The organism is Flavobacterium sp. NRK F10, from assembly GCF_024054235.1.
In the GTDB taxonomy this organism is placed as follows: domain Bacteria; phylum Bacteroidota; class Bacteroidia; order Flavobacteriales; family Flavobacteriaceae; genus Flavobacterium; species Flavobacterium sediminis.
This window is the reverse complement of the sequence record NZ_JAMXLC010000001.1, coordinates 67,891-93,293: the sequence shown is the minus strand read 5'-3', so window position 1 is coordinate 93,293 and position 25,403 is coordinate 67,891. Positions and strand designations below refer to the sequence as shown.

Sequence of the window (25,403 nt, the reverse complement as noted above, 5' to 3'; positions counted from 1 at the left end):
AATTGATTTTCAATGTATTGTGTTGATTTACTGAATATTATGCGTGCATATAAAAAAGAATCCCCGCAAAAATGAGCGGGGATTTTATTTATTTCAGAAAGCTTTTCTATTATTTATTCTTTTCGTCAATCCATTTTCTGGCATTTACAAAAGCTTCAATCCATGGAGAAACTAAATCTTTTTGCCCTCTGTCTGGATAGTAAGCCCAGTTCCAAGGGAAAGCAGAACGCTCAATGTGTGGCATCATTACCAGATGTCTTCCGGTACTGTCACACATCATAGCGGTATTGAAATCTGAACCGTTAGGATTTGCGGGATAACCTTCGTAAGCATATTTTGCTACAATATTGTATTGCTCTTCACCGTAAGGCAGTCTGAATTTACCTTCACCGTGAGAGATCCAAACTCCTAAAGTAGTTCCTGCTAAAGTAGACAGCATGACGGAATTGTTTTCTTGAACGGTTACACTGGTGAATCCGCTTTCGTGCTTGTGCGACGTGTTGTGCTGCATTTTTCCGTGTATCTCATGTTCCGGATTGATTAATTCCAATTCCATGAACAATTGGCAACCGTTACAAATACCTACAGATAAAGTGTCTTCTCTTTTAAAGAAGTTTTTTAATGCAGTATTTGCTTTTTCATTATATAAAAAGGCACCGGCCCAACCTTTTGCAGAGCCTAAAACGTCTGAATTGGAAAAACCACCGACAGCGCCTATAAACTGAATGTCTTCTAAAGTTTCTCTACCGGAAATTAAATCGGTCATGTGAACATCTTTAACATCAAATCCGGCTAAATACATAGCATTTGCCATTTCACGCTCTGAATTACTTCCTTTTTCACGTATAATGGCTGCTTTAGGTCTTACAGTTCCGTTTGCAATGACAGGTTTAGCACCTGTAAAGTTTTTAGGGAATGTATATTGTAAAGGTTGATTTTTGTAATTGTTGTAGCGAGCTTCTGCCATTCCGTTTTTGGATTGTTTCTGATCCAATAGGAATGAAGTCTTATACCACGTATCTCTTAATTCTGTAACAGAGAAGCTGAAAGTATCTTCAAAGTTTTTAAAAGTGACAGTATCACTTTCTGCAACTGAACCGATATTGAAAATTTCAATTCCATTCGCTTTGAATGTTTCCTCTACTGAAGCATCGGCTTGGAAAACTACGGCAATATTTTCGTTGAATAATGCTTTAACGGTATCTTTTTCGTCTAAAACAGACAAATCGTAATGAGCTGCTAAGTTCACATCCGCAAAGCACAGTTCTAATAGAGTAGTTACTAAACCTCCAGAACCGATATCGTGTCCGGCTTTAATTTTACGCTCTTTAATTAAATCTTGTAATGTATTGAAAGCTTTTTTGAAATATGCAGCATTTGTGATAGTAGGAACTTCTGAACCAATTTTATTTAAAACCTGAGCAAAAGAACTTCCTCCTAATTTAAACGAATCTTGTGATAGGTTTAAATAATAGATATTTCCGCCGTTTCTTTGTAAAACAGGTTCAACTACTTTGGTGATATTTGAACAGTTTCCGGCCGCTGAAATAATTACCGTTCCCGGTGCTATTACTTCATCATTCGGATATTTTTGTTTCATGGAAAGGGAATCTTTTCCTGTAGGGATATTGATTCCTAATTCAATCGCGAAGTCTGAACATCCCTGAACAGCTTCGTATAAACGAGCGTCTTCCCCTTCGTTTTTACAAGCCCACATCCAGTTAGCAGAAAGTGAAACGGAATGTAAACCGTCTTTTAAGGGAGCCCAAACGATGTTGGATAACGCTTCTCCTATAGAATTTCTGGAACCTGCCGCCGGATCAACTAATGCAGAGACAGGGGAGTGGCCAATTGTTGTGGCGATACCTTCTTTTCCTTTGAAATCTAAAGCCATAACCCCAACATTGTTCAATGGTAATTGTAGAGGTCCGGCGCATTGCTGTTTGGCAACTCGTCCGCCTACACAACGGTCTACTTTGTTGGTTAACCAGTCTTTACACGCTACAGCTTCGAGCTGTAAAAGATGGTTCAGATAAGTAGGTATTTCATTTGAACTATACGTAACATCCGCATAGTTGCGAATGATCTTTTTATCATCCATGATGGTTTTCGGTGAACTTCCGAACATTTCATCGATGGCAAAGTCCATCGGTTTAGCACCGGTAGTTTTGCTTTCAAACGTAAAACGATGGTTTCCGGTAATATCACCTACAGTATACATTGGGGATCGTTCTCGATCTGCAATTTTGTGTAAGGTTTCGATATCTTTTTCACCGATAACCAATCCCATTCTTTCTTGTGATTCATTACCGATAATTTCTTTTGCAGATAGTGTAGGGTCGCCTACCGGTAATTTGTCTAAGTCAATTAATCCTCCGGTTTCTTCCACTAATTCAGATAAACAGTTTAAGTGTCCGCCCGCACCATGATCGTGAATAGAAACGATTGGGTTTTCATCAGCTTCTACTAAACCGCGAATGGCATTAGCCGCACGTTTTTGCATTTCAGGATTAGAACGTTGGATAGCATTTAATTCAATTCCACTACCAAAGGCTCCTGTATCTGCTGATGAAACTGCAGCTCCACCCATACCGATGCGGTAATTTTCACCTCCTAAAACGACAACTTTATCGCCAACAGAAGGTTTTTGTTTTATTGCCTGGCTTTCTTTTCCGTAGCCAATTCCTCCGGCTAACATAATTACTTTGTCAAATCCTAGTTTACGGGCTTCTTCTTCGTGTTCAAAAGTTAAAACAGAACCTGTAATTAACGGTTGCCCGAATTTGTTCCCGAAATCGGAAGCACCGTTTGAAGCTTTGATCAAGATATCCATTGGTGTTTGGTATAACCAAGGACGTTCTGCCATTCCGTTTTCCCAAGGACGGTTTTCTAGTAAACGAGAATAAGAGGTCATATAAACAGCTGTTCCGGCTAATGGTAAAGAACCTTGCCCTCCGGCTAAACGGTCACGAATTTCACCACCTGAACCGGTTGCAGCACCATTAAAAGGCTCAACGGTAGTAGGGAAGTTGTGTGTTTCTGCTTTTAAGGAAATGACGGCATCAAATTCTTTTTCCTGATAGAAATCAGGCTTGTCTGCACTTTTCGGTGCAAATTGTGTTACTTTAGGGCCTTTTAAAAAGGCTACATTGTCTTTATAGGCTGAAACAATATCGTTCGGATTTGTTTCGGATGTTTTCTTGATTAATTTGAATAAGGATGTCGGTTTTTCTTCTCCGTCAATTACAAAAGTGCCGTTAAAAATTTTATGACGGCAGTGTTCAGAATTTACCTGTGAGAAACCGAAAACTTCTGAGTCTGTTAATTTCCTGTTGAGCTTAGTCGCTAAATTATCCAGATATGCTACTTCTTCATCACTTAAGGCTAAACCTTCCTGCTGATTATAAGCAGCAATATCTTCAATTTCTAAAATAGGCTCCGGCTGAATGTTGATCGTGTAGATGTCCTGATGCAGCTTAGAATATTTCTGTGACAGCATTGGGTCAAAATCAGAAAAATCAGCATCCACAACCTGGAATTCTTCAATGCGGATAATTCCTTCGATTCCCATATTCTGTGTTATTTCAACAGCGTTAGTACTCCAAGGCGTAACCATAGCTGCTCTTGGACCAACAAAAAAAGCATCCAGTGATGCTCCTTGTGTATTAACAACGGTATGTGTGTTTTCCGCTTGGCTGTTAAATAACCAGTTTAATTTATTAATGTCTTCAGTTGATAATTCGTTATGCGATTGTACGGCATAAACCAAATTGGATGAATTTCCAAAGAAATGAATCATTGTATGTGATGTTTTATTCCGCTGCGCTTCATATAGTTGCTTTGCATCGGGTGTTGTGTTGTTGAAAGTGCAAATTTATTTTAAAAATTTAGAAGTTCAAAGCATTATTTGCTAAGGAAATAAAAAAGCTGTTCGTACAAGAACAGCTTTTAATTATGAGATAAATAAAACGTTACATTTTTCTTTTAGAAAGAATTTCCATTGTTTTGAATTCTTTACCGTCATCACTGACTTCGAACATTTCCATTTTCTGGTTGTTATCGTCTATATAAGTAACTACTTCTTTTACTTTTTTCTCTTTTTTACTTATCGGATCGACCATAGTTCCGAACATCGTTAATTGTTTAGTAGTTTCATCATATTTTCCTCGGGTTACCATTAGTCCGGTTCCCATATTATCGATCCAGGTGGAAATAAATTCTTCTGTGGCATTGTCAAAGGCAGTTATGCTTCTTCCTTCAAAAGGCATTCCCCACATATTCCCTGTATGAATACATTCCTGATAACGACCATCCAAGATCATTTTATATTCTGCTTGAGAAGTAGATTTTTGAGGCTCCGGATTGTCCGGCATCCAAAAAGTAAGGTCAGCATCCCAGGTTCCGGCATCTTTTGCCATCATGTGGTGTGCATTTGATGGTGTCATATAGACTTCCCATGCTTTGGCAACTGTAGCAGAGTCTGGTTGTTCCGTAACGGCTTCTTCTACGACAGTTTCAGTTTCTGTAGCAGTTTTTTTATCTGCTTTAGGTTCTTCTTTTTTACAGGCTACCAATGTTAGTGCCGCTAAGAGTACAGGTACAAATGCTTTTTTCATAATCTTTACGTTTTTAGTTTATTCAAAGATAATAAAATTATAAGCACCTATGTCAGTGGGACTTATTCTCGGATTGTTTAAAATGTCATTGAATGTTGAATAGGTCGTATTTGCTGCTCCTTTTGCCGCTGAATTATCACCGATAATCATCTCATTGTTATCCGGATCTTTAAAATCCGGAAGGTTACTGTTGTAAATTTCGGCAATAATGCAATTGCTATAATGGGAACCATCGAATTGATATTCGGCAATGTTCCCGAATTGATTACTAGAGTCTATGAATTTAATCAGACAACTGTCAAATAAGAAATTGTAATTTGCATCGTTAGTTCCGTATCTGCTGAAATATAGCGATTGATTGGTCGAACCGTACACAATACAATTTTTAAAATTAGCCTGAGTTAAGGCATATTCCGGACTTCCGTCATAATCATCAATCATGATACAATATTGACTGGGTGTCGCCCAATAATTAGCAAAAGTACAATGGGTAAAGTCGTAGCTTCCGCCGAAACTACAGGATAAAGCAGTTTCACCACAATTGTTAATTACTACATTTCGTCCGGTCATATTTCCGGTTCGGGCTAATATTCCAACGTTAGAACAATTGTAGATCTGAGTGTTTTGTATGTCAATTGTCGGAGTGGCTGTACCGTCATTTCCGGTAACAAATAGTCCTACAGTAGCATTTTTTACGGTTAAGTTAGAGATCGTATTGTTGGTACTTCCTTGTGAGAACCAAATCGTCCCCCATTGTCCCGGAACATCTGCAAAGCCGGGTTCCAGGCGGTCACCTTCAAAGATCACTTCATTTTCAAGCTCTTCAGTATTTGAATAGGTACCGTTGATCTGTAATGAGGCATTATTGGCCACAATTAAACCGGATTCGGCATGAAAGTGTACACGAGCTCCTGCGTCAACAATTAATGTTTTAGTAGACGGAACGGCTGCGTAACCATAAATGACATAGGGTTTTGAGTTGTTCCAGTGCAGTTCGTTTCCGTTAACAGGGTCAGTTTCGTCTAAAAAGAAACCGTAAATTTCGTCCTCTCCGATAGGAAGTGTTTCCGTAGTTCCGTTTCCGAAACGTTGCGGATAAAGGAAATAGGCATCTTGAATTAATGTAACTAATTCTACTTTTTGAAAATTGCCTGAATCGCCGAAAAGAATTTGATCGGTATATAAAAAATCGGTCGGATTAGCTTCTGAGATATCCGAAGTCACTTCTATGAAAACGAACATGCTATCTTTTGCCAACAGTTCGACGTTTTGAAAAGTTTTTCCGGGTATTCCGTCTACCATTAAGCGGTAGTTTGAGTTTTCGCCTTTTCCCAGTTCGATTTTAGGAATAGCAATATTTTTATCACTTCTATTATAAACCTTTAAAGTATAGGTACTGGAACCGATATTGGTAAAAACCGTATCGAGGTATACTGTATCTCTTGAAAAACTTAAATTTCCGGTGCTGGGTTCAAAATCAAAATCATTTCGGCACGAAACTAAGGCAATCAGAGTAATTGCCAGGATATAAATGTAATGACGCATATTTGTCGCAATTTTTGGTAAAAATAAGTTTTTTTTACAAATGTTAACGTTTTACCAAATGATTTGTTGTGTTTCGCAGGAGTGAATGAAATTTGTACTTTTGAAAAAAATACGGAATACATGTTTGACAAAGAAGCAGTGATAAAATTATGCAACGATCTATCAAAAAATACCTTGATGACTACGTTGGAAATAGAATATATAGATGCCGGAGAAGATTTTTTAACAGCTAAAATGCCGGTTAATCCTAGAGTACACCAACCGATGGGCTTATTACACGGAGGCGCGAGTGTAGCTTTAGCAGAAAGTGTAGGGAGTGCCGCTTCCATTATGTTTGTGAACCCCGAAAAGCAGGAGGTACGAGGAATTGAGATCAGTGCCAATCACTTACGAAGTAAAAGAGAAGGGACAGTTTATGCTACGGCGCGTATAATTCACAAAGGAAGAAGCTTACATCTCTGGGAGATCAGAATTGTGGATGAAGAGGATCGTTTGATCTCATTGTGTAAATTGACCAATATGGTTTTGCCAAGAAAAAGTTGAGATGGATATTTTTTCAGCCATTAATCATCATAAAGCTCAAAACCTACCTTTTGTAGTATTTGCAAAACCTGATGAGAATAAGGTTCTAGCTCATTTACAACAGGATGATGTGTTGTATACCGTTGAACAATTTACGGAAAGCGGTTTTGTCTTAGCGAGTTTTAACCAAGAAGAAGTGTATTACATTCCTGAAGAAAAGTCGGATTACTTAGAGTTTGAAATTTCGAAAGATCTGAATTTTTTGACCGAGCCAAAAGCATCAGGTTCTTTTAAAGAAGAAGACAAAATACAGTTTGAACAATTAGTAGCTTCAGCTATTGCTACAATACAATCGGGAAAATGTGAGAAAATTGTAACTTCCCGAAAAGAAGTTCAGGCTGTTTCAGGTTGGGATTGGACGGAAACTTTCCAAAAGATGTTAGTGTTCTATCCAAAGGCTTTCAGGTATTGTTTTTTTCATCCTAAAATAGGAATGTGGATGGGCGCTTCACCGGAACAATTATTGAAAGTAGCTGATCAAAGAATCAAAACAGTAGCGCTGGCAGGAACACGTCTTAAAGCAACAGTTGATGTGTCTTGGGGGCAAAAAGAGGTAGTGGAACAGCAGTTGGTAACTGAATTTATTCAGCGAACATTAGCACCTTTTGTAAAAGAGTTATCGATATCGGAACCTTACACAGCGACTGCAGGAACGATACAGCATATAAAAACGGATATTGAAGCGGAATTAATGGACGAAAATCCGGCCGGTATCATTAAAGCGTTGCATCCGACACCGGCAGTTTGCGGAATGCCTAAGGCTGTAGCTTTAGATTTTTTGAAAGAGCATGAAGGTTATGATCGTAGATTTTATGCCGGATTTATCGGAGAGTTAAATAAGACTCAGACGAAGCAAACGGATCTATTTGTTAATTTGCGCTGTATGGAAGTGCTGTCAGAGAAAGAAGTGGCACTTTATATCGGTTGCGGAATTACTGCTGAAAGTGATCCGGAAGCTGAATTTAAGGAAACGGTTAACAAAGCCGTGACGATGAAGAAAATTTTGTAAAATGAAGTTCTTGGCTTGAGAGCCAGGTTAAAAATAAAGAAGAAAGATGAAGTTAGATATTTTAGCATTCGGAGCACATCCGGATGATGTGGAATTAGGCTGTGCCGGAACAATAGCCAAAGAGATCTCATTAGGTAAAAAAGTCGGGATAATTGATTTGACCCGGGGAGAATTGGGAACAAGAGGTTCGGCTAAGATCAGAGATCAGGAAGCAACGAGTGCGGCTGAAATTCTGGGCGTTTCAGTACGCGAAAATTTAGAGTTCAGAGATGGTTTCTTTGTCAATGATGAAAAACACCAGTTAGAGATCATTAAAATGATTCGTAAGTACCAACCGGAGATCGTGTTGTGTAATGCTGTTTTTGACCGTCATATCGATCACGGAAAAGGTAGTAAACTGGTAAGTGACGCTTGTTTTTTATCGGGATTGCGAAAAATAGAAACAATACTGGACGGTCAATCTCAACAAGCCTGGCGTCCGAAAGTAGTATATCATTATATTCAGTGGCATAACATTGAACCTGATTTTGTAGTGGATATTACAGGATTTATTGATAAGAAAATGGAATCGGTTTTGGCTTATGGTTCTCAGTTTTATGATAAAGATTCTAAAGAACCGGTTACACCGATCACCTCAAAAAACTTTTTAGACAGTATTACGTATCGTGCACAAGACATGGGACGAATCGTAGGAGTTGATTATGCCGAGGGATTTACAGCGGAGAGGTATTTGGCTGTCAATAGCTTAGCGGATTTGCGTTAAAAAAAGTATTTTTTTGTTTGCGAAATAATGTAAATGTTATATATTTGCACTCGCAATTAAGCAATAGGCATACTTTTTGTTTGTATTATGGCTTAAAAGCATTAAAAATGGTGATTGTAGCTCAGTTGGTTAGAGCGTCGGATTGTGGTTCCGAAGGTCGTGGGTTCGAGACCCATCATTCACCCGAAAAGCCCCGCATTTTGTGGGGCTTTTTCTTTTTGTATTTTATAAATAGCAATGCTTTTTAATTTATAAGTACTAACAATTTTAACCGCCAGTAGGTGGTTTAACTTTTTCCAGGTTTATCTCTGTTTTATTTGTAGTATTATAGTATCTCCGTTACCTGCAGGTTTTTATCCATTCGTTAAGGTTTAGGAATTGGTTCAACAGACAATTTATGTTCTGCTTTGTCCAGATAAGTTACGGTCATTTCAATCATATGAGTTGTCCATTTTTCAACTCCTGCATCTGCTGCTTGTTGACAAAACGTTAGGTAATCCGTTTGTCCTTGTTGATGGATTGAAATTGCATATTTCAATTTCTCCGCAGAACTACTATTATGTACTTCAATTTTCGGATATTTTGATTCTCCGTCAAGGGAAAAGTCCTTTCCATAATATTTTGTTCGTCCATCAGAAACAAAGTTGTCATAGTGTGTAACTCCGATTTCTTTTAAATCTTGGACAAATTGAGGAAAGTCTGCTCCACTTTTAACTTTTTGGAATGCTTTGTGTATTTGCTCTATTGTAAACATATTTAATAATATTTTTTATTTCAAGTTGCGATTTTTTAGCTTGCAGGTAACGGTGGCGATATGAGTAGTACGGGTTTTCGAAGCACTTACCTATCAAACCTTTGCAATTTTCATTAAATGTACTCATGTTCAATTAACCACATCACCCCGCATTACTTATGACCGCGTGTTATGGGGCGTGATTTTTATATTATCTGTAGTGCTTTAAATAGTCCACGATGTACAATTAAATGTTCATCACGATTTAAATTCATATTAGTTTGCATGTATTTAAAATATAGTATATCTAGCCTCTTTTTATTTTGATTTCCTAGAACACTAAATTTAAATAATATGTCTAAAACATAATCAATATTTTCCTCGGTTATAGTCCTATTTTGGAGGTATTTATTGTATTCCGATTTAAACTCATCTATACTAAAAGCCTGTTTTCTTAAATTTGAAATTACTTGTAAAATCTCCTCGATATCAGGCAGTAATGGAGTTAGCTCATCAATTATCTCATCTCGCAAGTAATTAGAAAATGCTCTGTCAACAAATTTCACTGTATCATTAGATATCTTTTCTTTCTGTCGATTTAGTGTTTCTTCACAACATGCTTGAAAATAACGAATAAAATCTCTTGGTCTTAAATGAGTGCTTCGTGTGATATAATCAAATGTATTTACAGAAACTGTTTGCCTGTTCCCTGCTTTAATTTGATTATTTACAAAAATCAAGTTCCATGCTTTATCGAAATCTAATACACAATTATAATTTGCATCTTTTGATATTCGATAAGCTATTAATTTTCTAATTTTTTCTGAATTCCATTCAATTTCAATTTTAAAATCTCTCCATTTATTTTTATCAGAATCCCTAATGAGAGAATAAATATCATCACGAAGAAAAACTAAAGGGCAAATATTGATTGAAGTTGTATTAAATGTGTATTTAATATCCTGAACAGCTTTAAATAAACTAGTTAATAAATAATTGTATTGAGAATATTCATCCGATTTAATTGACCTATAGTCTTCATCAAGTTCATCAAATATTATAAAGTATTTTGAATCATCACAATATTCCAAAATAATATCTTCAAGTGCGTTTACTCTATCAATCCAATTATTGGTTTGAGTTTTAACATCTTTTGAAAATTTAAAAGTACCACCTGTGCCTAATACTGTTGCTCCAAATTCAGCTGATGTCCAATTGTTAATTGTTCTAGCTAATGACCTAATTGGGTCTGGTTGATAGATTTCCTTCAATTTACTTCTCACATTGGAATCTATTTTCTCATTCATTACCATCAAACGTGCAACCGTTGAATAAATTAAGTATTTCCATAACGTTATATATTGATTTGGAGCTGTGTATTTCTGATTATCCAAACCATAGAGTTCATTAAATGGAAAGTTTTTAAAACTTAATTTTTCGGTAAAAGTATCATGATTTTTTAGACCGAAAATGTGTTCACTTATTGAAGATTTTCCAGAACCTTTTCGTCCAATGATATAGTATTTATTATTATCAAGAATTTGTGTTACTTCTTGTAAATGATAAAAGTAATTATTCTGTGATTCAAGTTTCGCTTCTAATTTCCAATTACTAGCAATGCTTTGTATAATTTCAACCGAACTTGCGATTTTAGATTTAGTAGTTGCTTTTAAGGAACTTTCTCCATTAGAATCTATAGTAATATTAATAGCTATTTTACCTTTATGATTTTCAGATTCTTCGTAGCTAACTTTTGAATTTATTTCTACAGGTTTATCAACTGCTGATTTATGAAAGAAAATTTCCTTTCCATCTAAATCTGATAGAATGAATCCTATGTTTTTTCTTTTATTAAAAGACTTTATTATTCCTGTTTTCATAAAAATAAAAATTTATTGTAGTTCGTAGGTTTGCTCTTTATTTTCATGCCTCATAACGTTTTGCCGCTTTGCGAAGGCGGGGCTTTTCAGCACTAAACTTCATTAGATGCACAAAGCTTAAATTTTGCACTTCACTGTCATAGAAGCACGAAACCCCCGCTTTTGCAAAACGGCTGTTACCGCCTAGTGCTTCTTTTTCTTCGTCCGTTTGTCTGTCGGTCGTGGGTTTGGAAAGACACACTCTTTGCCAAGTTATGGCTTGAGGGTCGGCTGTAGCAACTTGGCAATGTGTGTGGCTGTGAGGGGCTGATTTCATTTATTCTATTTTCAATGTTTTGTTTGTTTCCGAATAAAAGTCCCCTACACATAATTCAGTATTATCAAGGTCTGGAGAAATCATTGAAGTAGTTATAATAATTTGGTGTCTCACTTCTGATTCAAATGATAATTTCACGATTTCATTTTGAAAACTTTGACTTCTATCTGGTTGCATTCCTTTATCTTCAATATTGTCGCAAAGTATGAACCTAGGAAGTCTAAAAAAGTCCTTTTGTAATGAAGCGAAAAATATTGCAAAGCGAACGCTATTTTTTAAATACACATTTGAACTTTCCGAAAAGTTATTTTCACCATCTAATGAAAAAGTGTTTTTCTCAAAGTCTAATTCAACTTTTTTTCCTGTACTAAATTCAGCTTGTCTTCCTAAATCACTGTGCAACAAACGTAATGTTAAAGACTGAATTACTTGAAAAGCATTTTGTAAGCGATTTCGTTGCTCTGCTTCTTTTGAATAAATGTTCGCTTTTAATGAATCTATTTTGATTTTAAGTCCTGCAAGTTCTTTTCTTAATACGTCAATCTGTTCTAGTGCACGAAGTTGTTTAATTAAATAATCATTTTTTGACCTAAGTTCACCTTTCTTAATAAGCAATTCGTCAAATTCTTGATTTCTGACTGTTTTAACATTTGATAAAGCTTCGTCAAGTTCTCTTTGAAATGCTCTTACTTTTTGTTCAAGCGTTGGATAACTTGACTTTAGTCCTAAAAGTTTATGCTCGTTTTCAAGGTATAATTTTTTTGATTCCCTAATTTGATTATCAATTTCTTGTTGCATTCTTTTTATTTGAGAAGAGCCTTTATCTTCTGGCAGTTGCTGTTTGCAAAGTTCACAATGATTTTCATCTTCAGCCGGAACTAATGGAGATAGGCAATTCGGACAATGATGCATTTTCAAGTCTACGAAAGTTTCCCTTGTAAGCAATGAGTCAGATAATGCCAATGCTCTTTTTTCTAAGCTTCTAATAAAATCTTGTGAATCTAGAAGCTCAAATTCAAATTTGTTTATTTCAGACTGTAAAAGGGATAAACTGTTCCTTGATGCTAATAGGTTGGTTTTTATAGTAACAACCTTTAATTCTTCTTCATCAGATTTTTTATTTGTTTCATCTTGTTCTTTAGTTAATTTATCAAGATATTCATCTATACTTTTAATCTGCGAGTTGTTTTCTTCAATTAAAGCATTTATAGTACCTACATTTGTTTCATTATCACTTGCCTTAAAAATCTGTTCGATTCCTTCAAATTGCTTTTTCTTAATATCAAAGTCTTTTTCTGATTCCCTAAGTGAAAGTTTATCACTATATAAAGAATCATCATAAACACCAAAAAGTAAATCAGCAATAGTTTTTCTTGTGATTGATGAATCGAAATTTTCGGTCATTAATAAATCAAGTGTTAAACTTTTTTGGTCAACGTAAAGCATCCTTAAAATCTGATGCATTGTTATATTGCTATCAACATCACCCCTTAATTCAGGAAATCCTAATGCAAGAAATAAAGCATTAGAAAAACTTTTTTTACTGGTCGATTCATTTCTACGATAAGGAAAAAGTTGCCATCCTTCACTTGCTGATTTTAGAGCTTCTTCATAAGTTCCCCAAAAAATTGACATTGGCTGATTTCCTGAGTCACTTACGGTTCTTTTTATTGTTATCGGTTCCGAATTTATATATACTTCTGCATAAACATCACTGCAATAAACAGCGGCTGTTGTCCACTTCTTAAAGTCACCACCTAAAACATAAAATATGAAATTTCCAATTGTTGATTTTCCTGCACTATTATGTCCCCGAATAATATTAACACCTTCGTGAAACTTTTGGTCATAAGCAGTTTTGCCATTCTTTGTAAAAATGGTAAGTCGATTTAACTTTAAAAATGGATTATACTGCGTCATACTTAAATTCTATTAGATTGGTTCTCTCTTTAAGTCCTAAATGACCATAGAGGTTCATAGATGCAAGAGGGCCTGTAATTAGGGTAATTAAATTTTGACTTTCGTCATTTGCTATTTGAATCCTTGTTGATAAACTTTCAGAGAGTTGTATATCTGTTCTTTTTAATTTCCCATTTTTAAATTCGTTTGCATCAAATAAATCATAAGAAATTAAAGCTTTCATTGCGGAAATCTGAATATGCTCCATTTTAAAAAAAAGCCTTTTTCTGTCAATTACTCTTTCATAATTGTTGGATTCCGCTTTCAGAAATCTTTCATATTTCTTGAATCCAACAAAACTTCTTATTTCAAGGAGTTCAGCGGGAAAAGCTAAATAAAAATCCAATATTCTAAGTTTATCAACTTCTAAATCTTGTTTAGATTTTTCCATTATTTGAAGAATCCTAAACATAGTGTGATATAAGTCGTAAGCTTGGCTATATATTAACATATTAATTCCATTTTATATGACAATTGCCCATTAGGAAATAAATCATTCCATTGATTTCATCTTCATAGATGTGCAGTAAATTGTTACCTAACAAATCTTCAAGAGGTTTAACAATAAACTCGTCAACGAGTTGATTGATATATTCTTCGGGATGTCCTTCGTTTAGTCTTGAATAAATATGAGTCTCAAATCGGGAATAGACCTTTGCCAAAAGAAACGCATAAATATGTTGAGCTGTTTCTGAATGTTCATTTTTCAAAAGCTTTTTAGTGAATTTCTCTTTTGCTCGTTCAGCAAAATTTAAATATCGAAGTCTATTTCCATTTTCTAATTTCTTTTCAAGACCTATAATTTCAGTATTTGTAGCATACGATTTAAAATGCATCAATTCTTCAACCATTTCAGAAAAAACAGGTGAGTTTTGCTTTTCTTGTTCTAGTTTTTCATAAAGCACTTCCAATTGTGATTTACCACCAAATGAAACCCGTCCAATGTTGATTGTGGTTGGTTTAATTACATCACGCCCTGCGATGTCACCATTTTCAACGGTGTTGTTTGATTGGGTTACTTCGTTTTTGTTCTCTTCGTCTGCCATTAAACCTATTTATTTACATCACGTCCTGCAATGTCGCCATTTTTAACTTTGTTTTTTTCTTGATTGACTTTGTTCGTAGAGTTGTCTGTCAATTTGTTCTTTATTGAAACTACTTGTGTCGTTAGAAAAATTGCTATTAACAGTCCTAGAATTGAACAAATGCTTCCTATTAAATTAATTGTTTCCATAGTTATTATTTAAGCGTTGGCAAATATTTAGGCTCTTTTGCTTGCGAAGCGGTCGCCCGTGTGTATGGGCAAGCAAATGTGCCTGAATGTGCGGTTGGCATTTTTTTTTGTCGTTCATTTTATTCGGTGTCGTTGTTTTTTTAGCATTGGCGGTAACTAATATATATCAACAAATATATACAACTTTTTGTAAGTTATTTATTTTGTAATAAAAAAACCACTCTTGATAGAGCGGTTAAAATAGTTTCGGAGGTTGTATTAGATATACTTTAAATATTCGGTTTAGGCTATATATTTTAATTATAAAAGTGACTTTCAGTTAACCGGAAAGCTACTATTGAAATATACAGTGTTAAGAACTCTATTGTTTTGTTAAAATAATGTCAGTAGGAATAATAAAAGCAGGTGTCGGAATACCTGTCATATTTTCTTCATTAGCATTTTCAATCTCCCAATGTGCACTATTTGAACTGTTAGCATCTATTGTAAAAATTAAATATCCTTTTTTGCCAAAATAATACATAAAATTATCACTTCTTGTATTAATATCATATATTATGGCTGTCATTTTATTAAATTCTATAGAGTCGCCATTAATAATTGTATTGATAAGTTGTGAGCTATTTAAATAAGTTGTTTCAGAAGTATAAATTATTTCTTCATTAAGAGAACCATAATTTTCAACCAATTTATAATGACCGAAAAGATTATCCATATAATATAATGGCTTACTGGAGTTATCGCTTGGGTATTTGGTTTGTTTCCATATTGTTACAATGAATGTCTGATTTCCATTTTGAGAGTACCAAGTTCCGACAAAAGGGTCATACATATTAAAAACATCTTTGTAGTACACTTGGTCAATTGGAGTTGTAGGCAAACTTTCAGTATAGAAGCTGCTTATAGGTTTTATGGTTTGACTATAAATCAAATTTATAATCAATAGTGATAATAAAGTGTATATTGTTTTCATGATATTTTCAAATTTAATTACAGTTTTCTGATTTTGTCTGTCCGTTACTATCTAAAGAAAGTTTGGTATAATTCTCAAAATTATTATCAATTTCAAAAAGAGTTAAACCACAATCAGCTTCTTTTAAAAATTTTAAAAATTTTGTTTTATCGTCTACAGGATTACTATCAACTTTTATACCATTTGGTGAATTATAATATTTTTTAAAAATTTTATCTTTTTCTATTAAATCTTGACCATTAACGTATGTTCCGACAGAACCTGAAATACTATTAAAAAAAGCATTTAATTTAGTGCTGTCGTCTATAGTTATTGCGTATTGTGTATTATCTGCCGTTATTGCATAAAATACAAATTCACTTGTTTTAATATGTCCGTCTTTTGCTAATTTACTGATAGCAGCTAAATCATCCCATGAAAAAATAGAATATGTTCCGTTTCCGGTAGAACCTTGAGAGTCATGGGTGTGAGCAATCATTATATATTTTTTTGAAGGAGACATATCAGGGTTTATTTGTCCTCCGGAAGAATTTTCTGAGGGAATATTTTGGATTGAATTTGAATTTGATGAAGAAGCATCAACATCACAAAATATACCATTTTCATGATTTTGACTTGTTGTTGCTTTTAAATTGATGAGGGCTTGCTTTAATTGTGATACCTTATTGTTAAGATTTTTGACTTTTTTACAAGGACTTGCTAATGTAGTAGTAGGGGAAGTATTTACAGAGCCTCCGCCTCCTGATGAACTATTATCTCCTGAACTTCCGTCAGGACAAGCTCCCCAAGTTTCTACCCATTGATCGGGAGTTGCAGGAGAAGAAAAGCAAGTACAAAATTCACCATAGGAGTGCCCGTCACAACCACAAACAGAACCAGGTACAAAATTAACGTCCAAAAGGCAAGGAGCTTCAAGAGCATCATAATAGGCTTTCCCAAAAATAGAAGAGGTATTTATGGTGTTGTTATTTACTCTTAATAATGTACATTTTTGCGAAAGATTGATTGCGTTACCCTCTTGTAACTGTAGAATTTCATCGGATGTAACATCATAGAGGGCAACATACATGTCATAACCCAAAGAGTCATTTAAAGATAAAATTAAATTTTCTAAAGGATATTCTGCACTGTCACTAATAATTCTAAACGTATAGGAATGATAACCGTTATCGTCTTCTATATAAGTAGCAAAATCGGTATCAATATAAAAATCATTTTCTGCAGAATAAACTATTTTTCCATCGATACTTTGAGAAATGCTTTCGCTTATTTCAGATAGATTATTAATTAATTTTTTGTTTAGAGATAATTCTTCGAAACCTATAGGTCTTACATTAAAATGTTTTTCATGTAGATTGCTATTATCAGTTAAGTTTACTTTTTCATCATACTCACAATTGGTAAATGAAAAAAATAATATACTGAATAGGGTTAGAAATAGAATTTTTTTAAGTTTTTGTTTCATGCACTATAAATTGTGAACTAAATTAATATTAAGCTCAAATTTAAACTGTTTGAAAAAAGAGATTTTACGGTTTTTCGTACTCATTTTATTTTTACGGTTTATTTGTAATAAAATTTCTTGTAATTAGTATATACCAACAAATATATACAACTTTTTGTAAGTTATTTATTTTGTAATAAAAAACCACTCTTGATAGAGTGGTTAAAATAGTTTCGGAGGTTTTTCCGAAATTTTATTTCGCTAAAAAAGGATTAAGCTTTTTTCACATTAATGGCGTTAAGTCCTTTTTTTCCGTTTTCTACATCAAAAACAACTTTGTCATTTTCACGTATTTCCTCTGTAAGAGCTGAGGAATGCACAAAAATATCGTTACTACCATTTGCAGGAGTAATGAATCCAAAGCCTTTTGTAGCGTTAAAAAATTTTACTGTACCTTCTTGCATTATTTCTATTGTTATAAATTACTGATTATTTTATTTTTTTTACGTTTATGGCATTATAACCTTTGGCTGTCCTTTCTTTTTCAAAGATCACTTTATCTTTTTCTTTGAGAGGTTCTGATAATTGGTTACTATGCACAAAAATATTTTCATGGGATTCATCATCTATGATAAATCCATAACCATTTTGACTAAAAAATGAAACGACACCGGTTCTCTCCTTTTTTTCTTCTTCAATTGGTGTAGCGCCTAGTAAAATATCGTCAGGATTGATTTCCTTTCGTTTACTCAAATCGGGTGGAGTTGAGGTTAGATTACCGTCTTCATTAAGATAAGCAATCATGTTATCAAATCCTTTACCTTTATTGTTATTTATTTTTCGATCTTCTCTTCTAAGAGCCTTTTCCTGTTGTTTCTTAGCCTTTTTCTTTGCATTTTCCTTTTTAGAAAAAGAATCACTCATATATTTTTTCTTTTTGGGTTAGACAATTTATTTTGCATTTGAATTTACAGGCATATTAAAACCTATTAATTTTTGAATGTTTCTCAGGTTCACTTTTTCCTCATCATTACAAAATGAAATAGCAGTGCCTTCAATTCCGGCGCGTCCGGTTCTGCCTATTCTGTGGACATAGGTTTCAGGAACATTCGGAAGATCATAGTTCACTACATGAGGCAGTTCTTCAATATCGATTCCTCGGGCAGCAATATCTGTAGCGATAAGTACTCGTATCTTACTGGTCTTAAAATCGTCAAGGGCTTTTTGTCTAGCATTTTGAGATTTGTTCCCGTGTATTGCCGCTGAATGAATCCCTTTTTGTTCTAATTGTCTTGCCAGCCTATTAGCTCCGTGTTTGGTACGTGTAAAGACTAGTGAACGAGGAATAGACGGATTGTTTAACAGATCGATGAGAAGTTTTGTTTTTTCGTTTTTTTCTACAAAATAAACAGATTGTTTTATAGTCTGAGCAGTAGAAGAAACAGGTGTTACATTTATTTCAACGGGCTGATATAGGATAGAGTTTGCAAATTTCCTTATGTTTTCAGGCATAGTAGCCGAAAAGAAGAGTGTTTGTCTCTTTTTAGGAATTTTTGATAAGATCTTTTTAACATCGTTAACAAATCCCAAGTCGAGCATACGGTCGGCTTCGTCCAATACTAAAATTTCCAGTCTGGATAAATCGATGTGTCCTTGATGCATAAGATCTAATAATCTTCCCGGTGTAGCAATAAGTATATCTACTTTTCTTTTTAGTGCTAATACCTGTTTTTCTTGTGAAACACCGCCAAAAATAACAAGGTGAGTTAAGGGCAAATGTTTACCATACATTTTGAAATTTTCTTCAATTTGTATGGCTAGTTCCCGCGTTGGAGTTAAAACTAACGTTTTGATGTTTGGTGTTGAATAAGCTCTTTGGCTTAATTGCTGTAAAATGGGTATAGCAAATGCTGCTGTTTTTCCCGTACCCGTTTGGGCACAGCCTATAAGATCTTTGCCTTCTAAAATATAAGGTATTGTACGATACTGTATTTTAGTAGCTTGTGTATACCCTACTTCAGTTACTGCCTGAAGAATAGGGTCTATAAGGTTTAAATTTTTGAAATTCATAATTTATTACCGTAAAAAACGGCGTAATTGAATAAACCAATCATAAGGTATTGGTTTCTTTTTGTTTGTATTGTGAAAGATGAGATTAGACTTTTTGGAGAAGTCAAAACGCATGAAAAAAGGTAATAACAACTTTCAGCTTTGTTAATTTTAATTTACGGCTAAAAATGAAGAGTTGCTTTTACAAGCTTTATGATCAGGTTGCCAATGGAAATATTCATAAATGAAAAATGTGAGTTATAAATATGGCAGCTGAAAAAGCGAAAACTGAGAAAGAAAATTTTGACCTAAACTATGTCAGAAAAAGCAAAGGCAGAAGCCTGTAAAATATTTTACAAATATATGAATTTTTTTATTAAAAAATGGATTTCCTTATATTTTTTTGATAATTAGAGATTTACAAAATAAAATTTTACTTTTTATTATACAGAGCCTGCAAACTCAATGAAAAAAGAATCGTCAATAGTGCTCCGATAAAATTCAGCCAAAGGAAGCTTACAAGATCAATATAATAAATATAAAATATGATCAATTGGGATATACTCGCTCCCAGAAAGATGGCTTTGGCTTTAACGTATTTGATATAAAAACCAACCAGAAAAATTCCTAAAACCGTTCCGTAAAAGATGGAGCCGATAATGTTGACCAACTGAATAAGGTTTTCAAATAACGTTCCGATACAGGCAAATAATATCGCAATGATTCCCCAGAACAGAGTGAAAAATTGCGTGGCATACACATAATGTTTGTCGTCTTTTTCAGGAACGTTTCTTTTGTAAATATCTATTGCCGTAGTGGCTGCCAACGAATTTAAGCCTGATGCACTGGACGACATGGCCGCACTGAAAATAACGGCTAAAAGCAGCCCTAAAAGTCCTTTAGGCAGGTAATGCAAAATAAAATAGAGGAACACATAATCTTTATCATTGGTTTCAGAGGAACTATCCACTGTGGCAATAACGGCTTTGGCTTCTTCCCGCAGGTCTTTTTCTTTGTTGGCCAAGGAAACCATTTGTTTGCGTAGCGTCGGGTTGTCATAATCGTTGTGTTCCAACTGTTCGACATATATTTTGTTTACTACTTTTTTATCAATATTGATCTGTTCCAATTCCTGTTCTAAGCTTTCATATTCGGCTTTATAGGTCGAATTTTTTACTTTTTCCACATTGGTCGGATTAAAATGCAGCGGCGTATCGTTGAACTGGAAAAAGACGAAAACCAAAACTCCAGTTAAGAGAATAAAGAATTGCATCGGAACTTTTAAGATTCCGTTCATGATCAGTCCCATTTGGCTTTCTTTAATCGATTTTCCTGATAAATAGCGTCCCACTTGGGATTGGTCGGTACCAAAATAAGAAAGCATCAGAAAGAAACCTCCGGTGATTCCGCTCCAGAAGGTATAACGTGTTTCCGGATTGTAAGAAAAATCCAAAATGTTCATCTTGCCGTTGGCTCCGGCTACGTGCAGCGCATTGGTAAAATTCAGATCTTCGGGCAAATAAGACAATATGGTAAAGAACGTCAGGAACATTCCTAACATAATGATGAACATTTGCTGTTTCTGTGTTACATTGACCGCTTTGGTTCCGCCTGAAACTGTATAAACAATTACTAAAATCCCGATAATGATATTTAGCATGGTTAAATTCCAACCTAGTAGCGCTGATAAGATGATAGACGGTGCGTAAATGGTTAATCCGGTTCCTAATCCGCGCTGGATCAAGAATAAAATAGCGGCTAAAGAACGGGTCTTAACATCAAAACGTTGTTCCAGGTATTCATAAGCCGTGTATACCTGAAGCTTATGGTAAATAGGGATAAAAGTATACGCAATAACGATCATGGCTAAAGGAAGTCCAAAATAAAATTGAACAAATCCCATTCCGTCATGATACGCCTGTCCCGGAGTGGAAAGAAACGTAATAGCACTGGCTTGTGTAGCCATCACGGAAATCCCGACGGTAAACCAAGGGGTTTCGTTATTGTCCAGCAAATAATCTTTAACGTTGGCACTGCCTTTGGTCTTCATCGCACCGTAGATCACGATAAAAAGTAAGGTACAACTCAATACGATCCAATCTAAACTTTCCATATTAAGAGAAGATTTCCATTAGTAAATAGAAAACTAAAATATATATAGCATTGAGCAGTAAAACCACTGTATAGCTCATTTTCCAGTGCTGTTTGTCTTTCTCCATAGTTTTTAAAGTGCTATAAGGTTAGCCAATAATTTATAAGCGCCGCTAACGCCTTCCGGAAGTTGTCTGAAGAAACTCAGTCCGGTGTAGCAATAATTTCCTTTTCCGTATTTGGCTACCAGTAAACAACCTTTCTTTTCCGTTTCTCCGGTGTCGGCTGTTGCCAAAATAGGTTGAAATTCAGAGCCCCATTCGTTCGGGAAATACAGACCTCTTTCCTGTACCCAACCGTCAAAATCTTTTTGGGTAATGGTATTCGGCGAATTCAATGCTGTGCATTTAAAATCCAGAAAGTTCATTCTTGCATTTTCATTGGTTACCCTGTCGCGTGATAAATTCAGGCTGTAAGGAGCAATTTCCGGGGTTACCAGATGGTGATTGGTATTGTATTGTACAATTAAATTTCCGCCGTTTTCTACATATTCAAATAAAACTTTGTTTTTGTATTGCAATTCCGGTACTACATTAAAAGCTCTGATTCCTAAAATAATAGCATCAAATTGTTTTAGGTTTTCTAAAGTTAGGTCTTTTGGAGTTAAATAGGTAATGGTATAATTAAGATTTTCCAGATAGCGTCCTACTTCGTCACCGGCGCCGGTTAAATAGCCGATGCTCTCTTTTTTGGTTTTGATATCCAGAGTAACCATTTTGGCTTCGGCATCTTCTAGTATGGTTTGCTTCGGAATGTGCGGATAATTGATTTCAATGATTTGCTTACTGAAAGTCTGATTATCTGTAATAACCTTAGCTAAGAGCGAGGTGTTTTGTTCGTCTGAAGGTGATTTTACTTTGAATGTATAGATCTTTTCATCGCCTTTTTGCGCTATATTGACTTCTTGATGGCTCGGATAAACCGACCAGTCTGAGTTTAAATCAAGTTCTAACGTACCTTTGAAATCCGCTTTATTGGCTTTTACTTTTACTTTGATCTCTTTGGTTTGTTTGGGTTTAAAGATATTTACGTTATCAACTAAACTCACGGAAACATCCGGTAAGAGCGCAAAAGGGTAGTAGGTTTCTCCGTTTTCAGGTGTATTGGTTTTGTATTTAATATTTTCGGTTACCGAAAAAGGAATGCCGTCTATGTTTAACAGGAAAGTAATGGGAAATGGTGTTTTGATCTCGGGTAAATTTCGTTCTGCTTTATCTGGAACCACATACATCCCCACAGTAGGTTTTTCGTTTAGCCAAAATAGATTGCTGTAGGCTTCATTAGTTGGTAAAGTATAGTTTTCAAGGGTAATATCATTTTTTTCATTGGTAGCCAAAGTTCTGTTTTGCGGAAAATTTCCGTTAGGGAGTTGAATTTCCTTAAGTTCAATTTTAGCGTGACTTCTGTTGATGGCTTCAACGTTCAGGCTGAAAGTTTGTCCTTTGGTTATGTACGGAACGGAAGCTTTAGCTTCTAAATACAATCCGGAACAGGCTTCAATGATCGAAGTAATTTGCTCTGATTTCAGTTTTTTCCAACTATCGTCTTTCAATTGGTTGATTAAAGTGTAGGCTTTGATGAGTTGCGGTAAATGTTCGGCCGGATTATTGAAATTGAAATGTTCTTCGATCGGTTTTAAAATAGCTTCGATAGCGGCTCCGCCTTCAATACGATTCCAGGAAGTATCGATCCCTTCAAAGATATCATCGGCATTAGGCATGGTACCTTTTAAAAGTTCCAAATATTCCGGTTCGTTACCTCGGGTTCCGGTTGTGCCGAATCCTTGGCATTTGTGTTGGCTACGACTTAATGCTGCAATTTCACTATTACTTTTTCCTTTTAGCGGATAATAGACATTGGCTTCAATGGCTAAAAGGTTGGATTTATCTGCTTTTTCAAAATTTTCCTCACTGCCGTAGAACCACCAGGACGTATTGAAAAATACACGTTGCGGTTTGACCGAAATTTTATTGTAAGCCTCTAAGCTTAAAATCGCGGAAGCCGTGTGATGCCCGTGGGTAGTACCGGGTGTCCGATGGTCGAAACGGTTGATTACAATGTCGGGCTTAAAGTTTTCCATTGCCTGAACAACATCACTTAAAACCTGATCTTTATTCCAGATACTGAAAGTTTCTGTCGGCTCTTTACTGAATCCGAAATCGTTGGCACGGGTAAAAAATTGTTTACCGCCATCTACTCTTCGGGCGGCTAATAATTCCTGCGTACGAATAGCTCCTAATTTTTCGCGTAGTTCCGGACCGATTAAATTCTGCCCTCCGTCACCTCGCGTAAGGGAAAGATAAGCAGTTTCCGCATGGTAATAATTAGAAAAATAGGAAATTAACTTGGTATTTTCATCGTCAGGATGTGCCGCTACATACAATACTTTTCCCAGAAAATTCAGTTTTTGAATACGTTCGTAAATTTGGTTAGAGCTCAGTTTTTCAGGAGTCTGAGCTTGTAAACTTAGGGATATGATCGAAATAAAAAACAGCGTAATTCTTTTGAGCATCGGTTTCGTTTTTTTCAAAAATAAACATAATAAAAAAAGGGCACTTATTCAAGTTGCCCTTTTAACAGTAAATTATCATTTGCAAAAGCTAAGTAATTTGTCGTATACTTTGTCAATTGGCATTCCTACAACATTAGCATAGGAACCTTCGATCTTATCAATTCCGACAAGACCTATCCATTCCTGAATGCCATAAGCTCCGGCTTTATCAAACGGTTGGTATTTGTCGATGTAATACCGTAAAGCTTCATCGGATAGGTTTTTAAAACTGACTTTAGTTTTTTCAAAAAAAACAGTTGTGAATTGTGTTGTTTTGAAACAAACGGAAGTGATTACTTCGTGTGTTTTGCCACACATGGATTGTAGCATATTGAAAGCGTCTTCATAATCTTTGGGTTTCCCCAATGCTTTTCCTTCGTGCCAAACGATGGTGTCACTGGTGATCAGAATGTCATTGTCCTGAAGATCTGTAAAAGCATCTGCTTTCATCTTGGCTAAAAAATCAGTAATCTCTTCTGCCCGAAGCGCATCGGGATATATTTCTTCCACATCTTTCAACCGAATCTCAAAATCAATATCCAGTTCTTTGAAAAATTGTTGGCGGCGGGGTGACCCGGAAGCTAAAATAATATGGTAGTCTTGTAATTTTTCTCTAAGCATGATGTGTGGTAGCATAAGTGATTACCCAAATCGACAGAATTCCTAAAAATAAAATCACTTTTAATAATGTGCTTAAATTGTGGAATTCTTTTTGTGTTTTGGCGCTCCAACTTTTGATTGTAAAAAAGAGTAGAGGAGCTATGATAAATAGTAAGGCGTAATATACAACATAGTCGTACATATACAGATTTTTATTTAAGTAGTAGGCTAAAAGTACTATCGGAACGATAGACAGTACAAAAATAATTTTCATGGTTCTGTTCTTACCTATCAGAACCGGTAGGGTTGCTATTCCGGCAGCATAATCGGCATCGGTATCTTCAACATCTTTGACTAATTCGCGTAAAAGATTGATAAGAAAGGCAAAAATGGCATAATCGGTTAAGATGCTGAAAACTTGTTTCATTTGTTCTTTATTTCCTTCCCAAAGCATGTTTCCCTCGTGAGTAGAAGGAACGAGATCAAAAATTCCGATGATAAGGATGCTGAATGAAGTGATTAGTGCAATAACGATATTGCCCACTACGGCAATTTGTTTTAAAGTAGTGGAATAAATGTACAATAAAGCAGCCGTAAGGATGAATAAGGTTGCAAAACTCGGTTTGTTTATTGCATTGGAAAGATAAAAACCGATTCCTACGCCAATGACATTAAGACCAACATATAAATTATAGGCTGTGGTTTCGGTTATGGTAACACCTACGATACGTTTTTTGGCGATGGCATCTGTTTCCTGATCTAAAATATCATTGATAACATAACCTGCCGCTGCGATACAAACGGTTGCTAAAACTAATAAGAAAAACTGTAAGTGGGACAAGGCCAGAAAATTATATGTCGGAGTAAGCTCGGTATATGTCCCTGCTTTCATGAACGTATAGCGAAATAGATATTGCATGAATGCAATCATAGCAAGGTTTTGTACTCGTATTAGTTTTAGGAATTTCATTTATTTAAGGTAAAGGGTATTGGGTTAT

At 35.2% G+C, this 25,403-nt stretch carries 21 protein-coding genes and 1 tRNA gene; 4 read left to right on the top strand and 18 right to left on the bottom strand.

Going from position 1 to position 25,403, the window contains the following annotated elements:
* Nucleotides 1-109: 109 nt before the first annotated feature.
* The 3 genes from purL to NHF50_RS00340 form a co-directional block, all read right to left on the bottom strand.
* Nucleotides 110-3,799 carry a phosphoribosylformylglycinamidine synthase gene (gene purL / locus NHF50_RS00350; protein ID WP_252774647.1) on the bottom strand — a complete coding sequence of 1,230 codons (3,690 nt, stop codon included), beginning with the start codon at nt 3,797-3,799 and terminating at the stop codon, nt 110-112.
* A gap of 172 nt (nt 3,800-3,971) precedes the next feature.
* Nucleotides 3,972-4,616 (bottom strand): DUF1579 domain-containing protein, encoded by a 645-nt coding sequence (locus NHF50_RS00345; RefSeq protein WP_252774646.1) that lies wholly within the window; start codon nt 4,614-4,616, stop codon nt 3,972-3,974.
* An 18-nt stretch (nt 4,617-4,634) separates the two neighbouring features.
* Nucleotides 4,635-6,161, bottom strand: a complete 1,527-nt coding sequence (locus NHF50_RS00340; RefSeq protein ID WP_252774645.1) for a hypothetical protein — start codon at nt 6,159-6,161, stop codon at nt 4,635-4,637.
* 120 nt (nt 6,162-6,281) lie between these two features.
* Here NHF50_RS00340 and NHF50_RS00335 point away from each other — a divergent pair, with 120 nt between their 5' ends.
* The 4 genes from NHF50_RS00335 to NHF50_RS00320 all read left to right on the top strand — a co-directional run bounded on the left by NHF50_RS00335 (nt 6,282) and on the right by NHF50_RS00320 (nt 8,700).
* Nucleotides 6,282-6,704: a PaaI family thioesterase gene (locus NHF50_RS00335; protein WP_109570548.1), complete on the top strand. Its 423-nt coding sequence runs from the start codon at nt 6,282-6,284 to the stop codon at nt 6,702-6,704.
* 1 nt (nt 6,705) lies between these two features.
* The gene (locus NHF50_RS00330) at nt 6,706-7,752 is read left to right on the top strand and encodes an isochorismate synthase (protein WP_252774644.1); all 1,047 of its coding nucleotides are present in this window, start codon (nt 6,706-6,708) and stop codon (nt 7,750-7,752) included.
* 46 nt (nt 7,753-7,798) lie between these two features.
* Complete coding sequence (gene bshB1, locus NHF50_RS00325) at nt 7,799-8,515, top strand: bacillithiol biosynthesis deacetylase BshB1 (protein ID WP_252774643.1); 717 nt, start codon at nt 7,799-7,801, stop codon at nt 8,513-8,515.
* 109 nt (nt 8,516-8,624) lie between these two features.
* Nucleotides 8,625-8,700 (top strand) — tRNA-His (locus NHF50_RS00320).
* Between the two features lie 179 nt (nt 8,701-8,879).
* Here NHF50_RS00320 and NHF50_RS00315 read toward each other — a convergent pair.
* The 15 genes from NHF50_RS00315 to NHF50_RS00245 all read right to left on the bottom strand — a co-directional run bounded on the left by NHF50_RS00315 (nt 8,880) and on the right by NHF50_RS00245 (nt 25,375).
* Nucleotides 8,880-9,269 carry a DUF1398 domain-containing protein gene (locus NHF50_RS00315; RefSeq protein ID WP_252774642.1) on the bottom strand — a complete coding sequence of 130 codons (390 nt, stop codon included), beginning with the start codon at nt 9,267-9,269 and terminating at the stop codon, nt 8,880-8,882.
* 185 nt (nt 9,270-9,454) lie between these two features.
* Nucleotides 9,455-11,128: a cold shock domain-containing protein gene (locus NHF50_RS00310; RefSeq protein WP_252774641.1), complete on the bottom strand. Its 1,674-nt coding sequence runs from the start codon at nt 11,126-11,128 to the stop codon at nt 9,455-9,457.
* A gap of 43 nt (nt 11,129-11,171) precedes the next feature.
* A complete protein-coding gene (locus NHF50_RS00305) occupies nt 11,172-11,444 on the bottom strand; it encodes a hypothetical protein (RefSeq protein WP_252774640.1) in 273 nt (90 codons plus the stop codon).
* The gene (locus NHF50_RS00300; RefSeq protein ID WP_252774639.1) at nt 11,445-13,364 is read right to left on the bottom strand and encodes a hypothetical protein; all 1,920 of its coding nucleotides are present in this window, start codon (nt 13,362-13,364) and stop codon (nt 11,445-11,447) included. It lies immediately after the preceding gene.
* Nucleotides 13,351-13,794 carry an ABC-three component system middle component 5 gene (locus tag NHF50_RS00295; protein WP_252774638.1) on the bottom strand — a complete coding sequence of 148 codons (444 nt, stop codon included), beginning with the start codon at nt 13,792-13,794 and terminating at the stop codon, nt 13,351-13,353. Before NHF50_RS00295 ends, NHF50_RS00300 begins: the two co-directional genes overlap by 14 nt.
* Before the next feature lie 61 nt (nt 13,795-13,855).
* A complete protein-coding gene (locus NHF50_RS00290; protein WP_252774637.1) occupies nt 13,856-14,449 on the bottom strand; it encodes an ABC-three component system protein in 594 nt (197 codons plus the stop codon).
* Nucleotides 14,450-14,998: 549 nt separating this feature from the next.
* On the bottom strand, nt 14,999-15,610 hold the full coding sequence (locus NHF50_RS00285; RefSeq protein WP_252774636.1) for a DUF6705 family protein: 612 nt from the start codon (nt 15,608-15,610) through the stop codon (nt 14,999-15,001).
* Nucleotides 15,611-15,623: 13 nt separating this feature from the next.
* A complete protein-coding gene (locus tag NHF50_RS00280; RefSeq protein ID WP_252774635.1) occupies nt 15,624-17,075 on the bottom strand; it encodes a hypothetical protein in 1,452 nt (483 codons plus the stop codon).
* 251 nt (nt 17,076-17,326) lie between these two features.
* Nucleotides 17,327-17,518 carry a cold-shock protein gene (locus NHF50_RS00275; RefSeq protein WP_109567849.1) on the bottom strand — a complete coding sequence of 64 codons (192 nt, stop codon included), beginning with the start codon at nt 17,516-17,518 and terminating at the stop codon, nt 17,327-17,329.
* 25 nt (nt 17,519-17,543) lie between these two features.
* Nucleotides 17,544-17,978: a cold-shock protein gene (locus NHF50_RS00270; RefSeq protein WP_252774634.1), complete on the bottom strand. Its 435-nt coding sequence runs from the start codon at nt 17,976-17,978 to the stop codon at nt 17,544-17,546.
* Between the two features lie 27 nt (nt 17,979-18,005).
* Nucleotides 18,006-19,124, bottom strand: a complete 1,119-nt coding sequence (locus NHF50_RS00265) for a DEAD/DEAH box helicase (protein WP_252774633.1) — start codon at nt 19,122-19,124, stop codon at nt 18,006-18,008.
* 412 nt (nt 19,125-19,536) lie between these two features.
* Nucleotides 19,537-21,216 (bottom strand): sodium:solute symporter, encoded by a 1,680-nt coding sequence (locus NHF50_RS00260; protein WP_252774632.1) that lies wholly within the window; start codon nt 21,214-21,216, stop codon nt 19,537-19,539.
* 111 nt (nt 21,217-21,327) lie between these two features.
* A complete protein-coding gene (locus NHF50_RS00255) occupies nt 21,328-23,766 on the bottom strand; it encodes a PIG-L family deacetylase (RefSeq protein WP_252774631.1) in 2,439 nt (812 codons plus the stop codon).
* Between the two features lie 75 nt (nt 23,767-23,841).
* Nucleotides 23,842-24,426 (bottom strand): Maf-like protein, encoded by a 585-nt coding sequence (locus NHF50_RS00250; RefSeq protein ID WP_109567845.1) that lies wholly within the window; start codon nt 24,424-24,426, stop codon nt 23,842-23,844.
* Complete coding sequence (locus tag NHF50_RS00245; protein ID WP_109567844.1) at nt 24,419-25,375, bottom strand: geranylgeranylglycerol-phosphate geranylgeranyltransferase; 957 nt, start codon at nt 25,373-25,375, stop codon at nt 24,419-24,421. Before NHF50_RS00245 ends, NHF50_RS00250 begins: the two co-directional genes overlap by 8 nt.
* Between the last annotated feature and the right edge of the window lie 28 nt (nt 25,376-25,403).